Origin of the sequence: Nodosilinea sp. FACHB-141, assembly GCF_014696135.1 — a bacterium.
Taxonomy (GTDB): Bacteria; Cyanobacteriota; Cyanobacteriia; order Phormidesmidales; family Phormidesmidaceae; genus Nodosilinea.
In genome coordinates, this window is record NZ_JACJPP010000025.1 from 84046 (window position 1) to 106599 (window position 22554).

15 protein-coding genes and 2 pseudogenes are annotated in these 22554 nt (G+C 50.9%); 8 read left to right on the forward strand and 9 right to left on the reverse strand.

The window, feature by feature from the left end; genetic code table 11:
- The first annotated feature begins 258 nt into the window (after nt 1–258).
- The gene (locus tag H6F59_RS24525) at nt 259–1638 is read left to right on the forward strand and encodes a carotenoid oxygenase family protein (RefSeq protein WP_190707159.1); all 1380 of its coding nucleotides are present in this window, start codon (nt 259–261) and stop codon (nt 1636–1638) included.
- Nucleotides 1639–1659: 21 nt separating this feature from the next.
- On the opposite strand, the gene H6F59_RS24530 is transcribed toward H6F59_RS24525, so the two are convergent.
- The gene (locus H6F59_RS24530; RefSeq protein ID WP_190707162.1) at nt 1660–2025 is read right to left on the reverse strand and encodes a DUF4345 family protein; all 366 of its coding nucleotides are present in this window, start codon (nt 2023–2025) and stop codon (nt 1660–1662) included.
- 94 nt (nt 2026–2119) lie between these two features.
- Nucleotides 2120–3043: an alpha/beta fold hydrolase gene (locus tag H6F59_RS24535; RefSeq protein ID WP_190707165.1), complete on the reverse strand. Its 924-nt coding sequence runs from the start codon at nt 3041–3043 to the stop codon at nt 2120–2122.
- Between the two features lie 745 nt (nt 3044–3788).
- Here H6F59_RS24535 and H6F59_RS24540 point away from each other — a divergent pair.
- The 3 genes from H6F59_RS24540 (at nt 3789) to H6F59_RS24550 (ending at nt 8269) form a co-directional block, all read left to right on the forward strand.
- Entirely contained in the window at nt 3789–4337 is a 549-nt protein-coding gene (locus H6F59_RS24540) for a hypothetical protein (protein ID WP_190707168.1), read from the forward strand.
- A gap of 528 nt (nt 4338–4865) precedes the next feature.
- Entirely contained in the window at nt 4866–6395 is a 1530-nt protein-coding gene (locus H6F59_RS24545; RefSeq protein ID WP_190707171.1) for an alkaline phosphatase PhoX, read from the forward strand.
- 200 nt (nt 6396–6595) lie between these two features.
- Nucleotides 6596–8269 carry a GspE/PulE family protein gene (locus tag H6F59_RS24550; protein WP_190707174.1) on the forward strand — a complete coding sequence of 558 codons (1674 nt, stop codon included), beginning with the start codon at nt 6596–6598 and terminating at the stop codon, nt 8267–8269.
- 734 nt (nt 8270–9003) lie between these two features.
- On the opposite strand, the gene H6F59_RS24555 is transcribed toward H6F59_RS24550, so the two are convergent.
- Nucleotides 9004–11649, reverse strand: a complete 2646-nt coding sequence (locus H6F59_RS24555) for an amino acid adenylation domain-containing protein (RefSeq protein WP_199325959.1) — start codon at nt 11647–11649, stop codon at nt 9004–9006.
- 731 nt (nt 11650–12380) lie between these two features.
- Between H6F59_RS24555 and H6F59_RS24560 the strand changes: the two genes are divergently transcribed.
- Nucleotides 12381–13139 carry a DUF6875 domain-containing protein gene (locus H6F59_RS24560; protein WP_190707177.1) on the forward strand — a complete coding sequence of 253 codons (759 nt, stop codon included), beginning with the start codon at nt 12381–12383 and terminating at the stop codon, nt 13137–13139.
- Between the two features lie 646 nt (nt 13140–13785).
- On the opposite strand, the pseudogene H6F59_RS27175 reads toward H6F59_RS24560, so the two are convergent.
- Both H6F59_RS27175 and H6F59_RS27750 read right to left on the reverse strand, forming a co-directional pair.
- Nucleotides 13786–14184: pseudogene (locus H6F59_RS27175) on the reverse strand (Rid family hydrolase).
- Nucleotides 14185–14309: 125 nt separating this feature from the next.
- Nucleotides 14310–14527: pseudogene (locus H6F59_RS27750) on the reverse strand (SDR family oxidoreductase); the annotation flags it as partial.
- 11 nt (nt 14528–14538) lie between these two features.
- On the opposite strand from H6F59_RS27750, the gene H6F59_RS24570 reads away from it, so the two are divergent.
- On the forward strand, nt 14539–15054 hold the full coding sequence (locus tag H6F59_RS24570) for a hypothetical protein (protein WP_190707181.1): 516 nt from the start codon (nt 14539–14541) through the stop codon (nt 15052–15054).
- 14 nt (nt 15055–15068) lie between these two features.
- On the opposite strand, the gene H6F59_RS24575 is transcribed toward H6F59_RS24570, so the two are convergent.
- Nucleotides 15069–15401: a cupin domain-containing protein gene (locus H6F59_RS24575; RefSeq protein WP_190707184.1), complete on the reverse strand. Its 333-nt coding sequence runs from the start codon at nt 15399–15401 to the stop codon at nt 15069–15071.
- A gap of 21 nt (nt 15402–15422) precedes the next feature.
- Nucleotides 15423–16220 (reverse strand): cyclopropane-fatty-acyl-phospholipid synthase family protein, encoded by a 798-nt coding sequence (locus tag H6F59_RS24580; protein WP_190707187.1) that lies wholly within the window; start codon nt 16218–16220, stop codon nt 15423–15425.
- 210 nt (nt 16221–16430) lie between these two features.
- On the opposite strand from H6F59_RS24580, the gene H6F59_RS24585 reads away from it, so the two are divergent.
- Both H6F59_RS24585 and H6F59_RS24590 read left to right on the forward strand, forming a co-directional pair.
- Nucleotides 16431–17129 carry a Crp/Fnr family transcriptional regulator gene (locus tag H6F59_RS24585; protein WP_190707191.1) on the forward strand — a complete coding sequence of 233 codons (699 nt, stop codon included), beginning with the start codon at nt 16431–16433 and terminating at the stop codon, nt 17127–17129.
- A gap of 269 nt (nt 17130–17398) precedes the next feature.
- A complete protein-coding gene (locus H6F59_RS24590) occupies nt 17399–18661 on the forward strand; it encodes a glycoside hydrolase family 10 protein (protein WP_190707194.1) in 1263 nt (420 codons plus the stop codon).
- Between the two features lie 282 nt (nt 18662–18943).
- On the opposite strand, the gene H6F59_RS24595 is transcribed toward H6F59_RS24590, so the two are convergent.
- Together H6F59_RS24595 and H6F59_RS24600 are read right to left on the reverse strand one after the other, a co-directional pair.
- Nucleotides 18944–20581: a hypothetical protein gene (locus H6F59_RS24595; RefSeq protein ID WP_190707198.1), complete on the reverse strand. Its 1638-nt coding sequence runs from the start codon at nt 20579–20581 to the stop codon at nt 18944–18946.
- 173 nt (nt 20582–20754) lie between these two features.
- Nucleotides 20755–22323, reverse strand: coding sequence for a hypothetical protein (locus H6F59_RS24600; RefSeq protein ID WP_190707201.1), 1569 nt, complete (start codon nt 22321–22323; stop codon nt 20755–20757).
- Between the last annotated feature and the right edge of the window lie 231 nt (nt 22324–22554).

Sequence of the window (22554 nt, forward strand, 5' to 3'; positions counted from 1 at the left end):
AGTCAGCTCAACTTGGGAGCATGGTGTGGAGCGATCGCACAGCCAGCATCACAAAGAAGGTTTGCCTTAAAGATGCAATCGCCCCCCAGAACTATTGTCCGGTTCTACTCAAATATCAGCTACCTTGAACTTGTGATCGCCTGCCTGTCCTGATGATGGCATTGTGAGATAGGCATCCTGCCTGTCTGAGTTGGACAGCCAAGACGGCTATCCCACAAGACCATGAACGCTCCCGCTTATCGTCAACCTACTGGTTTTATGACAACCACCCTCAACCCCTACCTCACCGGTAACTTTGCCCCTATCGAGACAGAGTTGACGGTCGAGCAGCTACCTGTCGTTGGCGAGTTACCAGCCGAACTGAGTGGCATGTTTGTTCGCAACGGTCCAAATCCTCAGTTTTCACCCTTGGGGCTTTACCACTGGTTCGATGGGGATGGCATGCTACATGGCGTTCACATCCAAGACGGCAAAGCGAGCTACCGCAATCGCTATATTCGGACGCAGGGGTTTGAGCAGGAGCGACAAGCAGGGCAGGCCGTGTTTGGTGGATTGCTTCAACCGTCTCAAGGCGGCTTCAAAAACGTGGCCAATACAGCACTCGTATGGCATCGCAATCGCCTGTTGGCGCTTTGGGAAGGGGGGGAACCACACGCGATTGATGTGCCTGGGCTAGAGACAGTTGGTGCCTACACCTTCAACGGCAAGCTGGCCTCTCCCGTGACGGCCCATCCTAAAGTGGATCCGGTGACCGGGGAAATGATGTTCTTTGGGTATTCGCTAGCCCAACCGCCCTACGTCAAATATAGTGTCGTGTCGGCTGAGGGAGAACTGTTGCGAACAGTCCCGATCGATCTGCCGGTTGGGGTGATGATGCATGACTTCGCCATTACAGAGCACTACACCCTTTTCATGGATTTGCCCCTCACCTTCCGCTTGGAGCGGTTGCAGCGGGGAGAAGCGGCCTTTGCCTTCGAGCGCGATCGCCCCAGTCGATTTGGAATTCTGCCTCGCCATGGCGACAACAGGTCGATTCGCTGGTTTGAAGCACCCAGCTGCTATGTCTTCCACACCCTAAATGCCTATGAGGATGGGGATGACATTGTTCTGATGGCTTGTCGTACAGGTAATACCAACGTTTTGGGGGCGTCTCCTGATGCCCACGAGGGAGACAATCACCAGGTTGGCAGCGACGTGCCCTTGCTCTACCAGTGGCGATTTAACCTGAAGACAGGGGCTGTGCAAGAACAGGCTCTCGACGATCGCGCCTGCGAGTTTCCTCGCATCAATGAGCAGTATTTGGGTAGGCAGTCCCGCTATGGCTATGCTGGCAAGAGTGCGCCTACCACAGTGCCGAAGTTTGATGGGTTACTGAAGTTTGATTTGGACAATGGGAGCGTTCAGGTTCATTCGTTTGGAACCGGACGCTATGGCGGCGAAGGGGTCTTCGTACCGCGGCCAAACGCAACTGTCGAGGATGATGGCTGGTTGATGACCTTTGTGCACGACGAAGCTCAGGATGTATCTGAGTTAGTCATTGTCAGCACGCAGGCCATGACGGATGGGCCCGTTGCCCGCATTCAGATGCCGCAGCGGGTTCCCTATGGCTTTCATGGCACTTGGCTCTCACTGCCCTAGTACCAATGAGCTGGTTTCGGCTCAAGCCTGCCGCATCCAGCTCAGCAAAAACAGAGCCCCCAAGCAGGCTTCTGCCACCACACCGCCAATATTTTTAAGGGTGACGCTGCGGTCAACGATGCTCGATATCAACCGCACGGCCGCAGCCACTAACGAAGCTACCCCGAGGACGGTAAAGGCATCGGTAGACTGCAACCACAAACAGGCGGCTCCTAGCCCCAAAAAGAAACTACCCAGGGTCGAGCGAATCTCAGAAATCCCCACCGGAGCGATGGGACCGAGACCCACGAAGGCCGCCATTGTTTTGGGAAAGAGCAAGGCTGCTCCCCCTAGCAGCATCAAGAGGACTGCCGCTAGATTGGGCGCAATCTGAAGAGAAGTTTCCATAGACATTACGGAATCACTATTTCCTCTATTGGAGGCGATCGGGATTGGGGCAGGGTACTGTCGGTTGGTAGACTTCCTGCTGCCTCTGGCGCTCCTATCTCTCAATCTGTTGGGCAAAGGACAGCAAGTGATCCACAACAACCTGAGGTTGATCAAAGTGGGGAACGTGCCCCGCTCCCTCAACCCAGATCAGCCGACTGCCTTGAATTGCTTGCTCAAACCGAGTAGCATCTGCCGTTCCTAAGACATCATCGGCTGTTCCCCACAAAATTAGGGTGGGATGCGTGACTTGAGCGATCGCATTGCTCAAGTTCGCGTAACCCCCACTCTGGGTAAAAGATGCGATCGCATCCCTCCACCCCGGCATCTCCTGATGCAGCAGCGAGCAGCGCAGGGCGTCTATCAGGCTTGCATCCAATATCGGTAAGACTGAGGCCGCCGCCAAAGCGGCATGTTTGCGAAAATACAACCAGTTTGTGCCCAGTTCGATTAGCGGATGAGGAAGAAACTGCCCAACGGGAAAGCTGCCAGAAAAGCCGACGCTATCCATGAGAACGAGCGATCGCACCCAGCCCGGATGATGCAAGGCAAAGTCAATCGCGACTGCCCCTCCCAAAGAGGCTCCCACCAAAGTTACAGGTTGCCCGATCCAAGCTTCTACAACGCTAAGCAGATGTTGCCGGATTGTCTGGGGATTGACCGCCAGCGTAGCTGTGTATTCAGTAAATCCTGAACCCAACAAGTCAATCGCCCAGGTTTCGTGACGATGCGCCAGTAAGGGAAACACCCGCCGAAATTCCAGCAGAGAACTATCAAATCCGTGCAGCAGCAGAATAGGAACCGTGCCTAGTACAGGAGCTAATGAATTAGGACTGTAATGGGCATAAGCAGTTGCAATCGCCGTCGTACTTTGCCCAACTGCTACTTGAACAAGATGACGCTGAATTCGTTGCAGCAGGGCGATCGCGTCCCCATCTTGAATCTCACAACTGGAGGACGGTAGAAAATGAGCAACCACGTGTCCCAACCCAGAATGGGTAACCTTGCCAATACCAAGCCCTAAATGGCGAAGTTGCTACATCCTATAACTCATCGTTGAACAAATGCCGTAAGCACAGCACCAAGGCAAAGCAACAGGTTTGAGCCATGCTTGAAGATACCGCCCAATCACTAAAAGTTGAACTAGACGATATGGGCACCGTTCTAGATGCAGCGTTCAGATTTAAGCCGGTCAAGCTGGCCTTAGTTGCCACTAGGGAAAACAGCAGCCCGTTCAAGGTGCACAAAGCCACAAGCTGCAGCCGGGAATATCTAACCAGCTCAGAGAGGGCCAAGCTAATCGACGCGGCCAAGGCCAGCTGTTTTCCCAAGACGCTTCAGACAATTTCACGGTAAAATTCATCGCCGATCTGACGGGACCTCAACGCAAACGGAATGACACATTGACACAGAGTGTTGAGGGTTAAGCAGCTCGTTACTGGTGACAGCCCAAAGCTTCTTAACGCCTTTGACATTGCCTAGAACTAAGTTGCTGTGCTGAGTGTACCACTCTGCATTCGGGATCCGAATTAGCAGAAAATTTAGCTGTTTCATATGCTACTCAGCAGTAAACCAGTAACTACACGTAATTTACTCAAAATAAATTCCTTAGGTTAAGAAAATATGGGGTTGATTTAACTGCTTTTTTACCTGAAGAATCCCCATTTAGTGAAAAAATACTTTCGTTGATGAATTTGGTTCTTGTTGGTTAAGAAAAGCGTTTTATGCTGAATTTTTTATCATTGCCAGATCTTAAAAAGATGGTAGAAAAGTTACTGGCAGCAGCAGTTCTTGCTTTTTTCCTTGAAGCGTTTTCGCTTGGCAAACCTGTTCAGGCAGAGCCGGATTCCATGACTGTAACGGTAGAGGTTTATGGCACGCCTACACGGGGTGACTTGGATAGGCAAGCTGAATCTGCAGCAGCCGATGAAATTACGAAAGCCTTTACTCAAAATTCGGAGTTAAGCTCAGTCCAGATCAACGTTTTAGGTCAACTCAACGGACGAGTGGTGCCAATTTTTAGTCTTAATGTTTCCCGAGAACAGTGGTCGAGCAATCGCCGGACTGCTCTTCAAACTGCTCAATACTATTATTCTTCGTACAGTTTACTGGGGTTAGACTCGACCGATGAAGGCCGAACCTCAACAACCCTAGCCCAGGCCCTACCATCGTCATTGGTGAGCCGGGATCCGTCTGTTCAAGCGGGTGAGGCGTTTCGTCAAGGTCGTTTGAGCTCCGAGGAATACGATCAATTAATAAATGCTCTCGACTAAATCGCTATATTTCACCGCCCTCAGGTAAACTACAGGCAAGCCTGCGCCTTATTGGATAAGGCTCTGATAGTCAATAACTCTCAGCATCGTCAGGAGTTAGTTCGTAAATGCTACTCCTAGCAGCCTTAGAGAATAACATCCTTCACATTTTCTACAGTTTGAATTCACATTAATTTTACAATTTATTAATTTTTATTTGGCTTTTAAAGAAGTGAAAGCCGAACATCGTGAGCTCAATTATTTAATTAATCAAAAAATTTTGATTAACCAGATTTTAACTTTAATACGGTTGCAATGAGTACTTTGATGGGTCAGTATTGCTTACAGAAAAACCCGCTCAAGCTAGCCATTAACTGGAGTGGTTGTCCTGTTATGGTTGAATTTATCTCATCCATAAAAAGGGATTGATAAATTTTGGTCAAAGGAGTTATTTAGTCAGCTTTAGGGGTAACTCTAGAGTAATTTTCTTTGCCTTTGGCTCTGCAACGGTCTGTAAGATTTAATGATTTAAAGAGGAGCAAGGGTACGATGTCTAATTTCTCACGGCGTCAGTTTGTCATGCTGATGTCTGCAGCGGCGGCAGGTACAGCAGTGGCTCCCATGGGCTTGCTGAATGCTCGTCGGGCTATGGCCCAAGGAACCTGTAATACCGCTAGTTTTACAGTGCCGGGGTTCGGCACCCCCGTTCCTAAGTTGCCCAACAACACCAAGAGTTTGGGGAGCCTGGCTGATACTCCCTTGATTACCCTGCCTGAAAAGTTTCAATACACCGCTATCTCCATTCAAGGGCAGACAATGTCCGACGGTGCGATTGTGCCTGGAAACCACGATGGCATGGCCGCTTTTCAGGGGCGCAATGGCAACTATATTCTGGTGCGCAACCATGAGCGGAATCCTGGGGGGGGTGGCACCGTTGCGCCAAATGGTAAGCAATATGACCCTTACACAGGTAGCGCTTTCAACAGCGGCGGCGGCGGCACCACCACGGTCGAAGTTGATCGCGATGGTCAAGTAGTCCGGCACTATGTTTCCCTAAGTGGTACCATCCGCAACTGTGCCGGTGGCCCTACTCCTTGGGGATCCTGGATTTCCTCTGAGGAAAATGTAGCCACTCCGGCTACCGACCCGCGGGTGACCAAAAAGCACGGCTACAACTTCGAGGTTCCTTCTCAGTTGGGCCAAGCGGTTGACGCTATCCCCCTAGTGGCCATGGGCCGCATGAACCATGAAGCGGTTTCAGTTGATCCTCAGACTGGATATATCTTTGAAACCGAAGACCGGGGTGATAGCGCCTACTACAAGTTTGTTCCTAAGGTGCGGAAACCCAATGGCTTTGGCGATCTGCAGCAAGGGGGTGACCTCTACGCCATGGTAATTAAGCCAGGGCAGCGTTCTGACTGTACCGGAGCCTTAATTCCCACCGGCGGGACGAATGACCGGGGCGGAAGCTTTAGCGGAGTTGATACCCGTGGCCTAGGCGCAAATGGTTCCGGCAGCCTGCTACCTTTCCTGGGACAGCCCCTCAGCGTAGAGTGGGTCAAGCTAGATGATGTTGACCCAGAGGGAGATACCCTGCGCTATGAAGCGCTGGCTAAAGGAGCTGCTGCGTGGTATCGGGGTGAAGGTGCCTGGTATCACCAGGGCAAGCATTACTGGGTTTGCAGTAATGCTGGAGATAAGGGCGAAGGGCAGGTGTGGGCCTATGACCCTACCACTGAAACGGTCACCCTGGTAGTTGAGTCGACGAGTGAAAACCTCCTGGACGGCCCTGACAACATCACGGTTGCTCGAGATGGCACCCTCTACCTCTGTGAAGACGGCAGCGGTGGCCAACCAGGCGCGCCTAACTTCAGCCAGCGGGTGGTTGGAGTGGATGCTAGCGGTGGTTTGTTTGAGTTCTGTCGCAACATCATTCCCGGCAGCACTGCCGAGTTTGCAGGTGCTTGCTTCTCTCAGAATGGCAAGTATATGTACGTCAATGCCCAGGGATCTGGCATTACCTACTGTATTTGGCGAACGGATAATCGCTCGATCGCCTTAAATGGTGCGACTGCTTAACTGGTGTTGAGTCAATCACCCTAGTTCTGACGTAACCCCTCCAGCCAGCTTTTGGTTTTTGCCCGAGCTGGCTGGTTACTTTACCCTTTGGTTATTCCTCCAACCGTCATTCAAAATAAGGATGAGAAGCGGTTTCTGTTCTGGCAGTTGGTGGGGCTGGATCAGTTTTTCATCATCCTTATATTTAGGAGCCCGATGCTATGCAAACCGTACCTTGGCCAGTTTCTGCTTGGAAACAACTCAAACAGGGAAAAATTTCTTGTGAAGAGGCTCTTAGCCTTGTGCGCGATGACGAGGGCATCCTCAAGCTAGACCTGCTGGACGAAGAGGTTTGCAGTCGCTTCTTTCAGTATTGCCAGGGGCAAAAACTGCCCCCTGTGGTGCCGCTGCTACTGTGGCAAAGCTGCTTTTACCTGGGCAGCCCGGTTGACGTTTCCGCCGAGGCCTTGGAGACGATTAGCGATCGCACCCTGACAACCATTAAAGTCCTACCCATTTCAGCCAAGAGCTATCGGGCTTGGTACCATACTCGCACCGCTGATCTGAGCCGCATTACCTCTAGCCGTCTGCTGGACCCAATCACCGGCCAGCAATCGACCGATGATATTGGCGAGACCACTGAGCTATTTCTGTCCAAGGCAGAGGGGCAAATTGAGCGGATCAAGGCCATCATTTCCAGCGCCCTGCAGCACCAAGCCAGCGATATTCACCTGGAACCGACCCTAGAAGGGCTGCGGGTGCGGTACCGGATTGATGGGGTACTGCGCGATATTACCCTGCTGCCAGGGGAAATCAGCCGCCGGGTGATCGTAGCCCTGAAGGTGATGGCCAACATGGATATTGCCGACAGCCGCCGGCCCCAGGATGGCCGCATTGGGGAAAAATACCAGGTCGACAACGAAGCCGACCAGAGTATGGACATGCGAGTCAGCACCTTACCCTGCGTTTGTGGTGAAAAAGCCGTAGTGCGCCTGCTGCCCCGCGAAAACCCCTTTACCACCATTGACAAGCTAGGGTTTTCGCCCAAAGCGCTGAAGATTTACAAAACCTGGCTAGAACAGCCCCAGGGCATCATTGTCTTCACCGGCCCGACCGGCTCCGGTAAAACTAGTACTCTCTATACCAGCTTGCAGGCGATCGCCACTGAGCATGTCAACGTGGTCACGGTAGAAGACCCAGTAGAATATGTGCTGCCCCGCATTACCCAGACCCAAGTGAACGAAGCGGCAGGTATGTCCTTCGCGGCGGGGCTGCGATCCATCCTGCGGCAGGATCCAGACATCATTATGGTGGGGGAAGTGCGGGACCACGAAACCGCAGAAACCGCCATTCGGGCTGCCCTCACCGGCCACCTGGTGTTCACCACTCTGCACACCAATGATGCGGCCGGGGCAATTCCCCGGATTAAAGATATTGGGCCAGATCCAGGGTTGATCAGCGACGCCCTTCTAGGGGTGGTCGCTCAACGCCTGGTGCGGCGCATCTGCCCTCACTGCGCTGAACCCACCCAACCCAACCCAGAACTCCTGGCCATACTGCAACTGGATGCCGCTCAAATCAAAAAAGGCAACTGGCGACGAGGGCGGGGGTGCCCGGCCTGCTTCCAATCCGGCTATTCAGGGCGGGAGGCAGTAGTCGAGATGCTGGAGGTGGATGATCGCATTCGCGAGTTGATCTACGATGGCACCATGACTCAACTGCGCCGCCACCTCAGCAAGAGCGACTCCATCTCATTTCGAACATCGGCCATTGAGAAAGTCATGGCTGGCATCACAACTGTAGAGGAAGTACTGCGGGTATTGCCCAGAAATGCTCTAAAACTGACTAGTGTTGGAGAACCAGAACCGCTGCATCTGGTGCAACGATTGGGATAATACAAAACTTGCTGTAAAAACTGCTCAAGTCAGGTTAGGCAGGGGAATTCAACATGGTGCTGCTTGCCTTTGATTAACCAACAAGGTCCACGCGCGAGCTGCTGATTAGGGGTGACCACAAATGGGCTTAAATAGGCCCCCTGAGCGGCTGCCCGTGTCTCAGAGCAGCATCACAATCTCCTTGACAGCTCTTTCGTGAAACGGTCTAAATTTGTCCAACACTGCAGCTGTTTTGGACAATTACCACTTAACTACGTCAGATTTTTCTGTAAATAGAAGTGTGAGATTAAGCCAGAACAACTAGTCGCACAAGCTAGCAACTAAGCGCATTTTGATCATTTTAAGCGAAGCTATGCTTAGTTGTGAGGATGGCTAGCAGTGCCCCAGAAAAACGAGGCAGAGCATCAACGGGAGCATACCGAGCCCTTGAGCTTTACCAGGACCGGCTACGGCTGGATGAACCAGGAGATGAACATAGTGACTGAAAACCAGCAGAGAGATAGTGCGCAGTCCAATAAGAACAACACTATTCACCAGTAATCGTTTTTTAACCAAGCTCAGAAACCTTACAGAGCAAGCTTTATAGGGTCATCGTCTTAACAAGCCACGTACGTCCTCAAATAGCTAGCGTTATTGATTTGGGGTATGAAGCAAGGGCTAGACGCATTGAGGACTCATTTAGATTTCCACAAATTCATACTACTATTCAGCATCACTCCCGAGTAGTTCGTAGCTCATGGAAGAAAACGATTGAGATAATTTGCCAGTTCGAAGACATTGGGTTTTTCGAACAGATTAAAGTGATTTCCTGACACAGAGTGAACTTTAATTCCTCCAGTTACCAATTTTTCCCATCCCAGAGTTTCATCTACAAACTGAGGGCTTAGATTAGCCTTTTCTGGGAGTTGGGTGGCCCTCAACAACAGCACTGACCCTGAATAGGGTTGGGGCTTGTAACTTCTGATAGCTCTTTCGCTAATAGCCATCATTCTCTCTAAAACTGCTTCCGAAGAGTGCGATCGCAAGTAACCTAGGGATAGCCATTTCTGGTGAACTCTCCGCACCCCAGCGCTCAGTTTGCCCCTTAATTGGCCCAAAATTGTAGGAGTGCTGAAGTCAAACCAGGACTTAGTGAGGCAGTAAGTATCAATCAGTGTCAGCAATCCTATTGTCTGGCCTTCTTGCACCAGCTGTTGGGCCATCTCATAGGCCACCAAACCGCCAAACGAATAACCACACAAAAAGTATGGCCCTGTAGGTTGAAGTGTCTGTAGCTCTCGAATATAGCGACGGGCCATAGCTTCAACCCGGTAATCTACATCTTCGCTACTGCTCAAACCTCGGGCTTGTAATCCATAGATTGGCTGTTCGCGGTTTAACTGCTGAGCCAATGTATAGTAATCAAGCACACTTCCAGTTCTAGTATGCACGCAAAACAGCGGCGATTTTGATCCGTAGGGTTGAATAGCTACTAGAGACTGCTTAGAGTTATCCTCTGATGTCTCCTGCAAAGCTTTAGCCAATGCTTCAATGGTGGGCAACTGGAAAAAATTGCCCAGAGAGGGCGATCGGCCAAAGACATCTTCGACCTTAATCAACATACTGGCAGCGAGTAAAGAGTTTCCGCCTAGCTCAAAGAAGCTATCAGTTATTCCAATAGGCCCAAGTTGAAGCTCCTGTTCCCAGATCTGGGCTAGCCTGAGCTCTGTTTCATTTCTAGGCGAAACAACGTCATTCTCAAAAGCCTGGCGGTCTAAACTGGGTTCAGGTAGCTTCTTCTTATCAATTTTGCCGTTGGCATTTAGTGGCAGCTCATCCAGGAAAATGAAATGTGCAGGCACCATATAGTCGGGCAACCTACCTCTTAAGAAGTTGTTAAGCTCTTGGGCTGTAGAGCGACCGGAACCGGCAGTTACGATATAGGCTGCCAAACAGGAATTCTCTATATCAGATTGAGAGGCCAAAACAACACATTCAGCAACGCTGCGATGCTGGGTCAAAGCTACTTCAATTTCCTGAAGTTCGATGCGAAATCCACGTATCTTTACCTGAGAATCTAAACGTCCTAGAAACTCGAGATTTCCGTCGAATCGGTAGCGGACTAAGTCGCCTGTCTTGTAGAGCCGAGTTTCAGTATCGGAGGAGTGAGGGTGGGGTATAAAGCGTTCTGCGGTTAGGTCAGGTCGTTTGAGGTAGCCCCTCGCTAACCCCCGCCCTCCAATGTAAAGTTCTCCCGAATCTCCCGTTGCCACAGGCTGCAGGTGCTCATCTAAGACGTAGGCCTCAGCATTTGCAATTGGACGACCAATTGGAGCGATCGCAGTCTCTAGACCAGGTTGGCAAGTCCAACAAGTAGCGTCAATAGAGGCTTCAGTTGGGCCATAAACATTGTGTAATTGTGTTGTTGCTCCAAACTTGTTTATAAAGAGATCTTGGAGAGTGGTAGGTAGCGCCTCACCCCCGCAGAAGACGTGCCGGAGCGGCGTGCTCTGAGCACCTTTCGTTTGTTCTAGAAAAACCTTCAGCACTGAGGGCACCAATGCCAAGATCGTAACTTGCTCTCTTGCAATCAATTCGACTAGATAGGCAATATCCCGTTGCCCACCTGGCTTTGGCAAAACTATCTGTGCCCCACAGGATATCGGCCAAAATATTTGCCATACCGATGGGTCGAAGCTAAAGGAGATGTTTTGCAGTACCCGATCTGACGGTGTTAACGGGAAGGTGGTCTGCCGCCAAAATAGCTGATTACAAATGCCCTTGTGTGGGATCATCACCCCCTTTGGAGTTCCTGTAGACCCCGAGGTGTAGATGACGTAGGCTAGGTGATTAACATTGATCGGGAAATTTGGGTTTATGTGCTTCTGACGTCCAATCTTCTCCTGCTCAAGGTCTAGGCAAATGACATTGATATTCTCCTGGGGAAGGTTTTTTATCAGGTGGGAATAACTGACTACCAGTGAGACTCCAGATTCAGCCAAAATTGAAGCCGTGCGATCGCTTGGATAGTCGGGATCGAGCGGCAAGTAGGCACCTCCGGCTTTGAGGATGCCTAGCATGGCAATCACCATGGCTGGTGAGCGATCAATAAATAGCCCTACGACTGTGTCGGCAATTAGGCCCTGTTGATGAAGGTAATAGGCAAAACGGTTAGCTTGCTCGTTAACATGCTGGTAGGATAGGCACTGCTCCTCAGCTCTTATAGCAATGCTTCCGGGGCTATGTTCAGCCTGCATTTCGAAGAGTTGATGGAGCAATGTCGTTGAAGAGATGCTGTCCCACGCCTCAACCCAGTCACTGCAAAGGTTTTGTCCTGAATCGCTTTCTGCCGCTACTTCTTCAGAGGGCCAGACAGCCACGTCTTTGTTTTTTGACAGCATATTTTTGGGCGCACACATCAACTGAGAAAAACTATTAGAAATCTTGGTAGCGCAGCATTTAGGAATTAATAGCCATGTTCTCAATATGTTTTTTGGCTAGCTAGATCGGTTGTAAGTCTGCTTCGGAAAAATGCCATTCTTATAATCGATGCAAGTAAAGTTTCCTTGAAACTTGCTGAACTAAGCTTAGCCCTAACTTTATATAGAAAGGACCTAGGCTAGAGGCAAATCTAGATTAGCCTCAATGCCTAGACCTCTGAGAATAGAAACGCTCGATTGTAGTCAATAACTTTATTCTCAGCTGATTATTGGTGAAGTTTCCGTAATTTCCACGATGAAAGCAAATCCAAAATGGCGACGAAACGCCTAAATGGACGATAGGCACTACCTTGGTTCAAATTTTGATGTCGCTTTTTTCTGGAGTCTGTACAAATCAAAGTAGCTTGTCAACCGTTAGCCCTATGCTCCCTAGGCTCACCGTTAGTACTAGCTATTTGGTTGAGGGCACACAAAAGCCCATTGATGCTGTCTTCTAGCAATTAGTTCATCAAAAGTCTATCAAATCATAAATTAATAATTTCTGATTTCACCCGTTCGATATTTTCTTGGATCAAGGCTAAAACTCTTGTCCGTCTAGAAACTATATCGTTTAAGGCAACGTTGAAATTAATTCTACCTTTCTTTAACATCTTTCAAGGCTTTATCGTTTTGTCTTTTTTCTGGCTTTAACTATGCTCACAACATCCAAAAAAGCTGCGGATATCGTCTATAGAGAAAAAATTCAAGATTGGATAAAGGAGTTTTTGGGTAGCCCCCATCCTAAGTTAGGGCGGCCAGGAATTGTCTGTCCATTCGTGCCAAGAGCGCTGCGAATGGATACTATCAAAAGCGTCGTTGTCCACACCGAAGGCCTGGAAGAGCCTCAAATTGCCGATCTGGTGAAAAGCTATCGAACGCAGTTTTTGACAATGGAGCCACAGCAGGGTGATCTAGCTATATACAAAGCAATTTTACTGATTTTCCCAGATATTTCAGGGCTGTTTGAGCAGACAGCTTTAATTGATCGAATTCAGCAGCAATTAAAGCCCTTCTTTGTAGAAGAAGGGCTGATGATTGGAGAATTTCATGAGCATAACGAAAGCCCAGGGCTACACAATCCAGACTTTCGGCCTCTGCGGAGCCCGATCCCTATGCTGGCGATTCGATTTATGACTGAGCTTGATCTACCCTTTCTTAGTCGCTCCAGCGATGATCCTCAGGTGAGAATGCGCTACCTCAACGCCTATCTGCAGCAGATATCGGCCATAAACAAAGATTCTAAAGCGCTTGCAACGGCTCATGCTGCACTCCAGATTGCTCAAAGCCAGGTAGCTAATGTAGCTCCCAATGCAAAGTTGATTGGAGAAAATTCTTCAGTGCCCTCGAGTCGCTGTCCTGTGTTTAAACTAAAGCACCTTTTGAATCAGCAATTGCACAAAATTGGCTTTTAGGCGTTGCTGATTTAAGCAGTGGACAAAGGAGCTAAGGCTTTAACTAAAGGCGGTTCACTTGGGTGAAGTTTTGCCCCACCATTCTCCCTGCCGGGATTACCTTCACCCCAACCGCGACTGCAAAGAACTCGGCATAGACTTTGAGACGTGAGAGTATATCGGGCTATGAGGCTGCCTGGTCTACTCAACGCCAGAAGCTGTGGGCGCTGACCCCCTCATGCCAAGCATCGAGCATGTATCCCTTATATCTAGAGCGGCAGCATGATTGCTGAGGTGGCCGCTTCTAATGACGTTGTGTCGCACCAAGAGTAGGTAGTCTGCCTAGGGACATCGTAGGCAGACAAAAAAGCTACCGCAATTTAACCACCGTGTTCATACAGGGTTTCTAGTCGTGGCATTCTCATGCCGGAATCTGATTCGGTCGGTTCCTCTGGAGCCAACAAAATTGCTCAAGCTAGTTGCCCCACGCCGCGACTGAATAGCACTGCAAACCACGTCGGATAAGGCATGTCAGAAACTTGAGAGGTGTGACGTTTATTAGAGGATTAGATCGCTCAGCCATCTGGTTTTGAGTTTGCTGCACTAACCCTTTGCCCAGAGTTAGACTTCATCCGCTTGGTGTGCAGCGTTGTCGCTTACGCAAAACCTACAGAACAATTGCAGTAACGCAAATTTCAATCCGCATCGTTGGAAATCCAAGAACCGCAACTCCTACCTCTGTCCATATTGGGGCGTAGTTGGGCATGTAACGACGAAACAGCCTGACCACACATCGTTAACCTCTGAGGAGACCTACCAACGTGGTAAGAATTGACGTGGACAACACGCTTCCAACCCGCACCGGCAGTCGTCAAGGTTCGCTCTACGTTCTGAAGTGCCTGAGCAATCTCATCCGCAAGTAATTCGGGAATTTGCAGATTGTCATCAATGCCGCCTTTTCGGATGTCTCCGCTCGATTGCCACTTTTTACCGCTTGCGAGTAATGCAATTCATTCAGCATATATTCGCCATAACCGGGGGTGCCAAGAAACTCGGGCTTATTCATGATGTTCCTCTGTTTAGGACGCTTGGCTATCTCTCCTGCTGCTGAGGCTGCGCTGCTGGGTTCATTCTTGGCTTCGACTAGGCATTGCGATCTCCCATGGATAGCGCATTAGATTGTTGTCTCGTTCAAGCGGTAAATCCGCCATCAATTTTGAGGTTCGCGCCCGTAACAAAAGCGGCTTCAGAACTGGCGAGATAAGAGACCATGCCAGCCACCTCGTCTCCTGTCCATAGCGACCGAGGGCAGTCAGCTTGTTCATTTCCACGGCAAAGTCACTGTCTGCGGGATTCATATCGGTGTCGATCGGACCCGGGCAGTCTCTAGTTATGCTATCTACAGTAATGCGACCCAGTGATGAAACGACTACCATCTCTACTGCTGCTATTAACGCCTGTGGTCTTGGCTTGCACCCCAGTGGGCAACCGGCTCCAAGCTACCTCATCACCGCTACTTAACGAGCCTACCTCGAACCCTGCGCTTCCGGTAATTGATCGATTTACCCTTGACGAACTGTTTGCTCAGGATGGGGGTGGCTGCGGCATGACTCTATGGCACCGGGATGATGGCCTGCGATCGCAGGAGTATCTCTTCTTTAACGGCCTGGCTCAACCCTCAGCCGATGCGGTTGCCCTAATGAAACTCAATGGCGAGTTTATCCGCTTCCGCCGCATTGCCGCATCGGGTGATGAGTTTTACGGGCAACAAACCCTACAAACTTTTGCCAGCCCAGATGACGCAATTAAGCTGCAAGTTAATGTCGCCCTAGGTGAACCAGGAGAAATTGAGTCGGTTTCTGTAGAGGGCACCCTGCAACTTCAGCAGAATGGAGAAATGATGGAAATTCCAGTTCTAGGTGACGCTGGTTGTTGATTTTTAGATTTGCACTAAGGCTTCGAGAGGGTAAGCAAAAAAGCTAGATTCGCGATCGCCTTCAAGGCGTGGGGCGCGTTAGCGGGCATCACAATAAACACCCCTGGCTCCAGAGCAATATCCTTGCCCTCTAATGTCAATACCCCTTTGCCCTCTAGGCACTGAACAACGGCATTACGGGGAGAAGTATGTTCTGAAATTTCGGTGTCTGCCGTCAAGCAAAAGAGCGTGTATTGACAGACTTGGTCTTGCAGGAGCACTTTGCTCAACTTACCTGCTTTAGGATACTCAATGTGCTCTTGCAGCTGGGTAAAGGTTGGCTGAAACGAAAGAATTGTGGTTGTCATAGTGACCTTAAAGAAAGAACATTAGCCCTTGAGTGAATCATTCAGTTTTTCAGCGCGGAGGATGATGTAACCTAGGTCGTCGCCGTACTCGGTAAACACCCGCCGCATCGCTAGAATGCGCTGCCGCATGAGTGGATGCACGAGCAAATTCCAGCCCAAGCTGAGCAGCGTACCTAGTCCTTCTTCTTGGGCAATGCGCAGCGGGTTGAGTAGGGCCATCGGGCCAGTTTGGTGCTGCTGCACGGTCAGATTTGCCGCCTCAGAGGCTGCCTGCCAGCCGACCTCACTCAATGGGGCTGTATTAACGCGAATGGTGGTAGCCAGTTCTCGATTAAGGGCTTCAATGCGGGCACCCTGAGCCAGCATTTCATGGCTGAGGAACTGTCCGCCGGGTTTGAGGCGATCGCCCACCCCCTGCAAAATTTTGGCCTTGCCAGGGCCCGACTGCATCGACAAAATTGCCTCGCCCAGCACGTAGTCAAACTGCTCGGAAATACGTTCTAGGTGAAAAATATCGCCTTCGCGAATGTCTACGCGATCGCTCAGGCCCGCTGCTTCTACACTGGTGCGGGCGCGGGCCACACTTTCATGATTTTTTTCGACCCCCACGACCTTGACGCCATAGCGTTGGGCCAGGGCGATGGCGCTGTAGCCAAAGCTGGCAGCCAGTTCTAGCACAGTATCACCGGGTTGAAAGTCAACCCAGGTGAACAGCGTTTCTGTAGCCCCGCGCCCACTGGGACGCAGGATCTTTTTACCCGCTGCGGCCAGCACCTCATGGCCAGGAGCGGTTTTGAGATTGAGCTGTTTTGCCGTCATAGCGTTGACCAGAAGGGGATGTCTCCACTGTGGCAGAGTGGGTTTGAGGTGTTCATGAGGTAGCTCATAAACGCTCCAAATGGTGGCGCTCAATTTGCCTGAAACTCTTATTTTGCCGGGCTTACAGAAGATCGAAACTCGCCCAGGCATGTGGCTTAGGAATCGGTATAGTTTAGTGAAGGCTCGCCGTTCTCTGAGTTAAACCCCACCATGCAGGTCGATGCCCAGCAGCTTCAGAAAATTGGCCTGTTTAAAGGCTTAGACCTGCCGCTGCTGTCGCAGCTCGCCACCCACAGCAGCCTCAACGCCTACGACACTGATGAAACCGTATTTCAAGAGGGTGATACCCTGCCTGCCTGCCTCTATCTGCTGGCAGCGGGTTCGCTGCGCCTAACTAAAGTCTCTGAGTCAGGTAAAGAGACGATCTTGCGGCTGCTGGGGGCCAATGAGATGTTTGCGGCTCCAGCGATGTTTGGCAATGGCCAGGCCCCGGCAACCGCCACGGCGATGGAGCCGATTGAGGTGCTGACCATCGAGCGAGAATCCTTGCTGAAGGGGTTTCAGGAAGCTCCAGAGCTAGCGCTGCACCTGCTGGGCATCCTCAACCAGCGGCTTCAGCACCTGCACAACCGGGTGCATGGCCTGGTGTCAGAACGGGCGATCGTGCGGTTGATTCATTACCTGGAGCATTTTGTCGCCAGCGCCGGTACGGAGGCGGTGCCAGAGGGCCAACGGCTGCGATCGCACCTCACCCACTACCAAATCGCCCGTAGTATTGGCATCACTTACGAAGAGTGTGTTCGCCTGTTTAAGCAGCTCAAGGGAGCGGTGGCCTACCAGCGGGGCGGCAAAATAACCATTCTTGACCCCGATAAACTCACTGCCATCGTGCAGAGCCAGGCCAACTAGTCCGTTCCTGTCAGATGTCCCTAGCATGGGAGGCCGATGGCAAAGGCGCAATCAACTCACAGCATCTTAGGTGAATTGCCTGCGATCGCGCCCTAGCTCCTTCTCGCCATAACTTCTCCCGCCGCAAGGAGAGCCTAGGCGATTTCTAAATCCTCTCTTAAACCTATGTACCAGTTGAATATCAGGCTGACAAGTTCAGAAAATCAATCCGAAATACTGGCATTTGGTAATAGGTTCGAAAACGCCCGCAGGGCTAGTTGGGAAATGCCATGAGACGGTTTTGCTATTTAGGCCTCGCTATATTGACAGCCCTGGTGATCGGGATCGCCAAAGGCGCAATCGGTTTGTTGCCAGTGCAGGCCGTTGTCAGCGCACCCGCTGAAATTCGGGGAGTTTGGCTAACCAATGTTGATAGCCAGGTGCTTTTCTCAGAGCAAGCGGTCAAAGACTCGCTGCAACAGCTGGCCAACAACCACTTCAACACCGTCTACCCAGCAGTGTGGAGCTGGGGCTACACGCTCTATCCCAGCCAGGTAGCAGAACGAGCGACGGGCTACAAGCAGGGTCTCTATCCCGACTTAGAAAACCAGGGGCGCAATGAGGCATTAGAAGCCGCCCAGGGCGATCGCGACATGCTGCTCGAAGTGATTCGAACCGCCAAAGATCGTGGCCTCAGCGTTATTCCTTGGTTTGAGTTTGGCTTCATGGCCCCGGCCAACTCGCCCCTGGCCCAGCGCCATCCTGACTGGCTGACCCAAAAGCAGGGAGTTCTACCCGCTGCGAGCCGAGAACAGGAGGGCAGACACCCTCGGGTATGGCTTAATCCATTTCACCCAGAGGTGCAACAGTTCATCCTCGACCTGGTTGCCGAGCTGATGGCTAACTACGAGGTAGACGGGCTCCAGCTGGATGATCACTTCAGCTTGCCGGTAGCCTTTGGCTACGACCCCTACACCATCAACCTCTATCGGCAGGAGCATCGCGGCCAAGCGCCACCAGCCAACCCCTACGACGCTGAATGGACCCGCTGGCGAGCCGACAAAATTACCGCGTTTGTCGACCGGGTGTTTTGGACGGTCAAAGCAAGACGACCCAACGCGGTGCTGTCGGTTTCGCCCAACCCGGCTGCCTTTGCCTATACGCACCATCTCCAAGACTGGCCCCGCTGGCGAGAAAAGGGATACATCGAAGAGCTCGTCGTCCAGATCTATCGGGATAACCTGGCTAGCTTTCGCAACGCCCTTCGCGATCGCGCCCTTCAGCAGGCTCATCGCCATATCCCTACTGGCGTTGGCATTCTAAGCGGTTTGAAGGATCGACCTGTGCCCATGGCGCTAATTCAACAGCAGGTGCAGACGGCCCGAGGTATGGGCTTTGCTGGCGTCTCGTTTTTCTTCTACGACACAATGTGGACGGTAGCTGAGGGTGAAACCAGTAGCGATCGCACCCAAGCCATGCAGCGCCTGTTTGTTACCCCCCGACAGCGCCCCAGCATTGCCCGCAGTCCCAGGCCAGCGGTGGCTGGAAGTTGAGCTAAGCGACAGATCGCAGATACAGTGCGATCTGTCGCCCAAGGTCGGAGTATAAAGGTCGGTAACATTAGGCTCCCCTCAATCCATCTAGAGCGATGATAGAGGGCAGCTGAGGCCTTCTATAAAGCGGTAGTCGCGATGGTTTTTGCTGAGCAGAGGTAGGTTAAATGCGATCGCAGTAGCCGCAGTTAAGGCCATGAGAATGAGTACCCATGGCTGGAAGAGCACATCGTCAACCCTATGGATTGGGCCGATACAGCCTCGCTTAGAGAGACCAGCGAATTACCACTGCAACGCGGAATCGGGGTTGGGGCTGAGGGGTACAGGCTTGCAAATAAACGCCAGGATGTAAATTTGGTCAGCCGCCGTAGAGGTGGTTTTCGTTTGGCTGGGTTCCTGCGAAACCTTGCTTGCCTGGGGCAGGGTGGGGCGCATGATGGCTTCCTGCTGGAGTCGCAAGAATGCCTTTGACGCAGCGGCCTGAGAAATTTCGGGGTTCCTATCCACTGGCCGTAGCGGTTTCCTCAAAGGTAGATCCGCCGGTTCGATAGTCTGTATCGGCCGGAGTTGAGCCGTATTCAACGAGTTGACCTTAAGCGACTGAGCGTCTGCCTTCAGGGGTTGAGTCACTGCCGATTGAGCGAAGTTTCCTTGGGCTAAGTTGGGTTGTGCTGTTTGAGCCAGGATGGGATAGGCCAGGTCAAGCGAGGTGACGGGGCTAGCGACCATCTTCATCATGACGGAGGGGCGATCCCAGTAACGTTTACCCTTAGGAAAATCAGTTGGGTCAATGAAAATATCAGGTTTAGGCCGTCTAGGGCGAATAACAACGGGCGTTGCCGGGGAAGATGGGCTAGGCGTTGTCGGGGTTGCGGGCGCAGGTGGTTGAACCCGGCGCTTTACTGTAATGTTGCGGGCAAATACCACTGCACTGACATAGGCAGGACATTGACCAGCAGGGGGTGTATTGCCGTTAGAGAGCCGCCGAGAGCGATCCATAAACCGCCAAAAACGGGCTTTAAACAGGTCAGAATCTAGCCAAGTTCGCACGATCGCAGCAGAGCTAAATTCTAGCGAAATTGACTCAATATCTGAGGCTCGAAGGTCGGCGGCAAGGCGCGATCGCAACTCGGCAGGAGCGGTTTTGACCATCGCGTCCACTTCGTCCCGGGTCAGGTTGAAGGTTTGCCAAGAACCCGATGCCAACGCATTCATCGGCGAAAAACTGCTGGGATAAAACTCTACTCCATCTACATCGGTCAGAGCATTTATACTGGGGTCAAACTTGCTGTTCCATTCTCCCCAGGTTCTATGGGGGTTTTTGGCCCCTAGGCGACTGCGTATCTCTTGAGATTGCTCTACCTCTTGCTTAAATCCCTCACTCAGCCAGCGGTTCTCTAAATCACGGAGTTGTTGCCGAAGTCGAGGTTCGTCTACTCTAAGCCATTGCTCCCTGAGAGCGAGATCAGTTGTAGTCTCGCCAGTGATTTTGACTGAGTTGTAATGTTCTTGAAGCACAAACCACTGATCTCGAAATTGATTGTAGGCCTTTACTGCTGGGCTCATCTCTGGCCAGCCGTCGGCACCAGCAATACTTAAAAACTGTACAGCTCGTTGGTATTGAGTTTCTTCTTGAGCCGTGCGGGTAGACTGGGCTAATTCGGTATCATGGCCACCTAAAACATCGCCATAAACATCCCAGAGATAATAGGCTTCTGTCGGCTGCCATGCCTGCCCGGTAGGGATTAAGTTGACCAGCAGTGAAAATTCTTTTAGTCGAGACACATTGAAATTTTGCACAAAACTCAGGTCATCCTGGGTATATTGCAGCGGTGTGAGGGGAAAACTGAGAAATGTATTGTTGCCCCCAAAAACACTTTGAGCTTTTTGCGTCAGGGCCAATTGAGCGATCGCGTCCATAATTTTTCCTTAATTAAGTTGAGCCTAAAACCATAAATTTTGGCAGGAAAAAGGGCTTTTCAAAGTAGCGAAAAAACTGGAAAAAGATTGAGATTTGAATTAAATTATTCACTCAAATCTCAACCTCAATACTCAAGATTTATCTATTCTTTCATCCCATCAATCCACACAAACTAGATCCACTTCTCGATGTTGGGTAATGGATTAGGAGACTTGGGTAGAACATGGCACTTAAAGCCAATTACCTGCATACCTGGCACCTTCATAGTTTGGCCATCAAAGGAATAGCCATGCTTGAAGGTAGTTTCGCCGAGGCTGGTGCTGCGTTTGTGAGAACCGCCCAGGTTAAAGGGACCGAGGGAGAGCGCACCACCACCGCTGGCCGACGACCGTTCGTACTCGGAGAGGTAGTCCGAGAAGCCGCTGCTTTGGCCGAGGGAAAGTTCCAAATCCTTGATCACCACCATCGATGTGGGGTAAGCCGGAATCAATCCCTTGGCAGGGTTGCCGCCATCGCTCACCATTTGCGATTTAGAATCGGGGTTATTTTGATCGAAGCGCCAGGTTTTGCTGTTGAGAAAGGCCGTCTTGAACCAGGGCCGAGTCACCATCACCTGAGCAATCTTGAACGAAAGCCGGAAGCGAGTACTATCAAATTTCACTTTCGACTCGTAGGATGAGCTAGCGTTGCTACCGCCGCCGCCACCACCCACGGTCAGAAAACCGAGGCTGAAGCCACCACCAGCTTTAGTGCTAGAGGATTGGGAGGCATACTTAGAGTTGCGATAGCGGTTGTAGCGGGCGGAGTTGAAGGTAAACTGCGTCCAGCCGGAGGCACGGGTGAAGTTACCAGGAACGACTGACGTAAAGTAAAAGTCACTACCTGAGGCCAAACTAGTGAGTTTCGCTTTTAACAGGTCATCGCGATATTGATCCTTCAGCAACGACATATCTCGCTGCATCACTTGATCGATAAAAGCGTTGATTTGCTCATAGTCATTCTTGTAGCCATTGGAAACCCAATCGGCCATCGCAGCCCGCACCCGATTGCGTAGGATATTGGCGTTCATCGCCCAGTAGTGCACATCTTCAGGACGGCTAGCTGCTAGGGCAGCGATGCGGCGGTTGTTATACTCCAAGGCAGCGGCTTCGTAGTTAGCCATTTTCTCCTGGTAGAGCTTCACAATTGGGCCGTCTTCGGTGATCTCCCGTTCGCGACCGAATAGATCTGTCTCTGTACGGGTGACGTTTAGAAGGCCTCGGAATTGTTCAATCCGTTGCTTAATATCAGCGGGTAATTCCGACTGCATTACCTGACTCATCCGCAGAACATATTCGTAGCGTTCAGAGAGTGTGCCCTCATTGTTCATTACGCTCAGACGAGTGAATTGCTCATTGTTAAGCTTGGCCAAATCGGGGACAAAATCGACCATGCGGGCAAAGCTTTCGGCCTGCATATAGAGCCGAGCGGTATCGGTTGCCCTTAATTGATCGAGAAGCTCTGGGGTGATTTCTGGAGCTTCAGTTTCAGTACCCAGATCTTCAACAGCAGATTTATTCACAAGACCGGTTAATCCTTGGCTAAGAAAGTCAAAATCATCAGCTTCAATGGGCATACCGGGTGATGTCCAGCTAAAGAAGTTGTCTTCTGAGGCAGGAACATTATTGTCACCGCTGGTTAGCACATCGTATAGGCTAGCCATAATCGAATTGGCTAAAGCACTCGGAGTTTCGAATGACATAATCAGGTCTCCTAATTTTAAAACACAGCTTTGGCAGTCTAGTTCTGTCAAACTTGTCAGTTCATCCTGGACTTAACCATTCAGAAATTTACAGTTTCAGTCATTAATTAGTTGACAAGAAGAAATGCTGCCGGTTAACTATATTTCTAAGTATGAGAATCTAATATTTGTTTGACATGACCCATGCGGGTACTTCTTGCCGACAAATTGAGAGGACGTTGGCAAGAAACG

Coding starts and splice junctions, on each gene's coding strand:
- H6F59_RS24590 (WP_190707194.1), top strand. CDS start 17,399: ATGAGACGGTTTTGCTATTTAGGCCTCGCTATATTGACAGCCCTGGTG.
- H6F59_RS24560 (WP_190707177.1), top strand. CDS start 12,381: ATGCTCACAACATCCAAAAAAGCTGCGGATATCGTCTATAGAGAAAAA.
- H6F59_RS24530 (WP_190707162.1), bottom strand. CDS start 2,025: ATGGAAACTTCTCTTCAGATTGCGCCCAATCTAGCGGCAGTCCTCTTG.
- H6F59_RS24580 (WP_190707187.1), bottom strand. CDS start 16,220: ATGACGGCAAAACAGCTCAATCTCAAAACCGCTCCTGGCCATGAGGTG.
- H6F59_RS24600 (WP_190707201.1), bottom strand. CDS start 22,323: ATGTCATTCGAAACTCCGAGTGCTTTAGCCAATTCGATTATGGCTAGC.
- H6F59_RS24540 (WP_190707168.1), top strand. CDS start 3,789: ATGCTGAATTTTTTATCATTGCCAGATCTTAAAAAGATGGTAGAAAAG.
- H6F59_RS24550 (WP_190707174.1), top strand. CDS start 6,596: ATGCAAACCGTACCTTGGCCAGTTTCTGCTTGGAAACAACTCAAACAG.
- H6F59_RS24545 (WP_190707171.1), top strand. CDS start 4,866: ATGTCTAATTTCTCACGGCGTCAGTTTGTCATGCTGATGTCTGCAGCG.
- H6F59_RS24575 (WP_190707184.1), bottom strand. CDS start 15,401: ATGACAACCACAATTCTTTCGTTTCAGCCAACCTTTACCCAGCTGCAA.
- H6F59_RS24525 (WP_190707159.1), top strand. CDS start 259: ATGACAACCACCCTCAACCCCTACCTCACCGGTAACTTTGCCCCTATC.
- H6F59_RS24555 (WP_199325959.1), bottom strand. CDS start 11,649: ATGCTGTCAAAAAACAAAGACGTGGCTGTCTGGCCCTCTGAAGAAGTA.
- H6F59_RS24595 (WP_190707198.1), bottom strand. CDS start 20,581: ATGGACGCGATCGCTCAATTGGCCCTGACGCAAAAAGCTCAAAGTGTT.
- H6F59_RS24570 (WP_190707181.1), top strand. CDS start 14,539: ATGAAACGACTACCATCTCTACTGCTGCTATTAACGCCTGTGGTCTTG.
- H6F59_RS24585 (WP_190707191.1), top strand. CDS start 16,431: ATGCAGGTCGATGCCCAGCAGCTTCAGAAAATTGGCCTGTTTAAAGGC.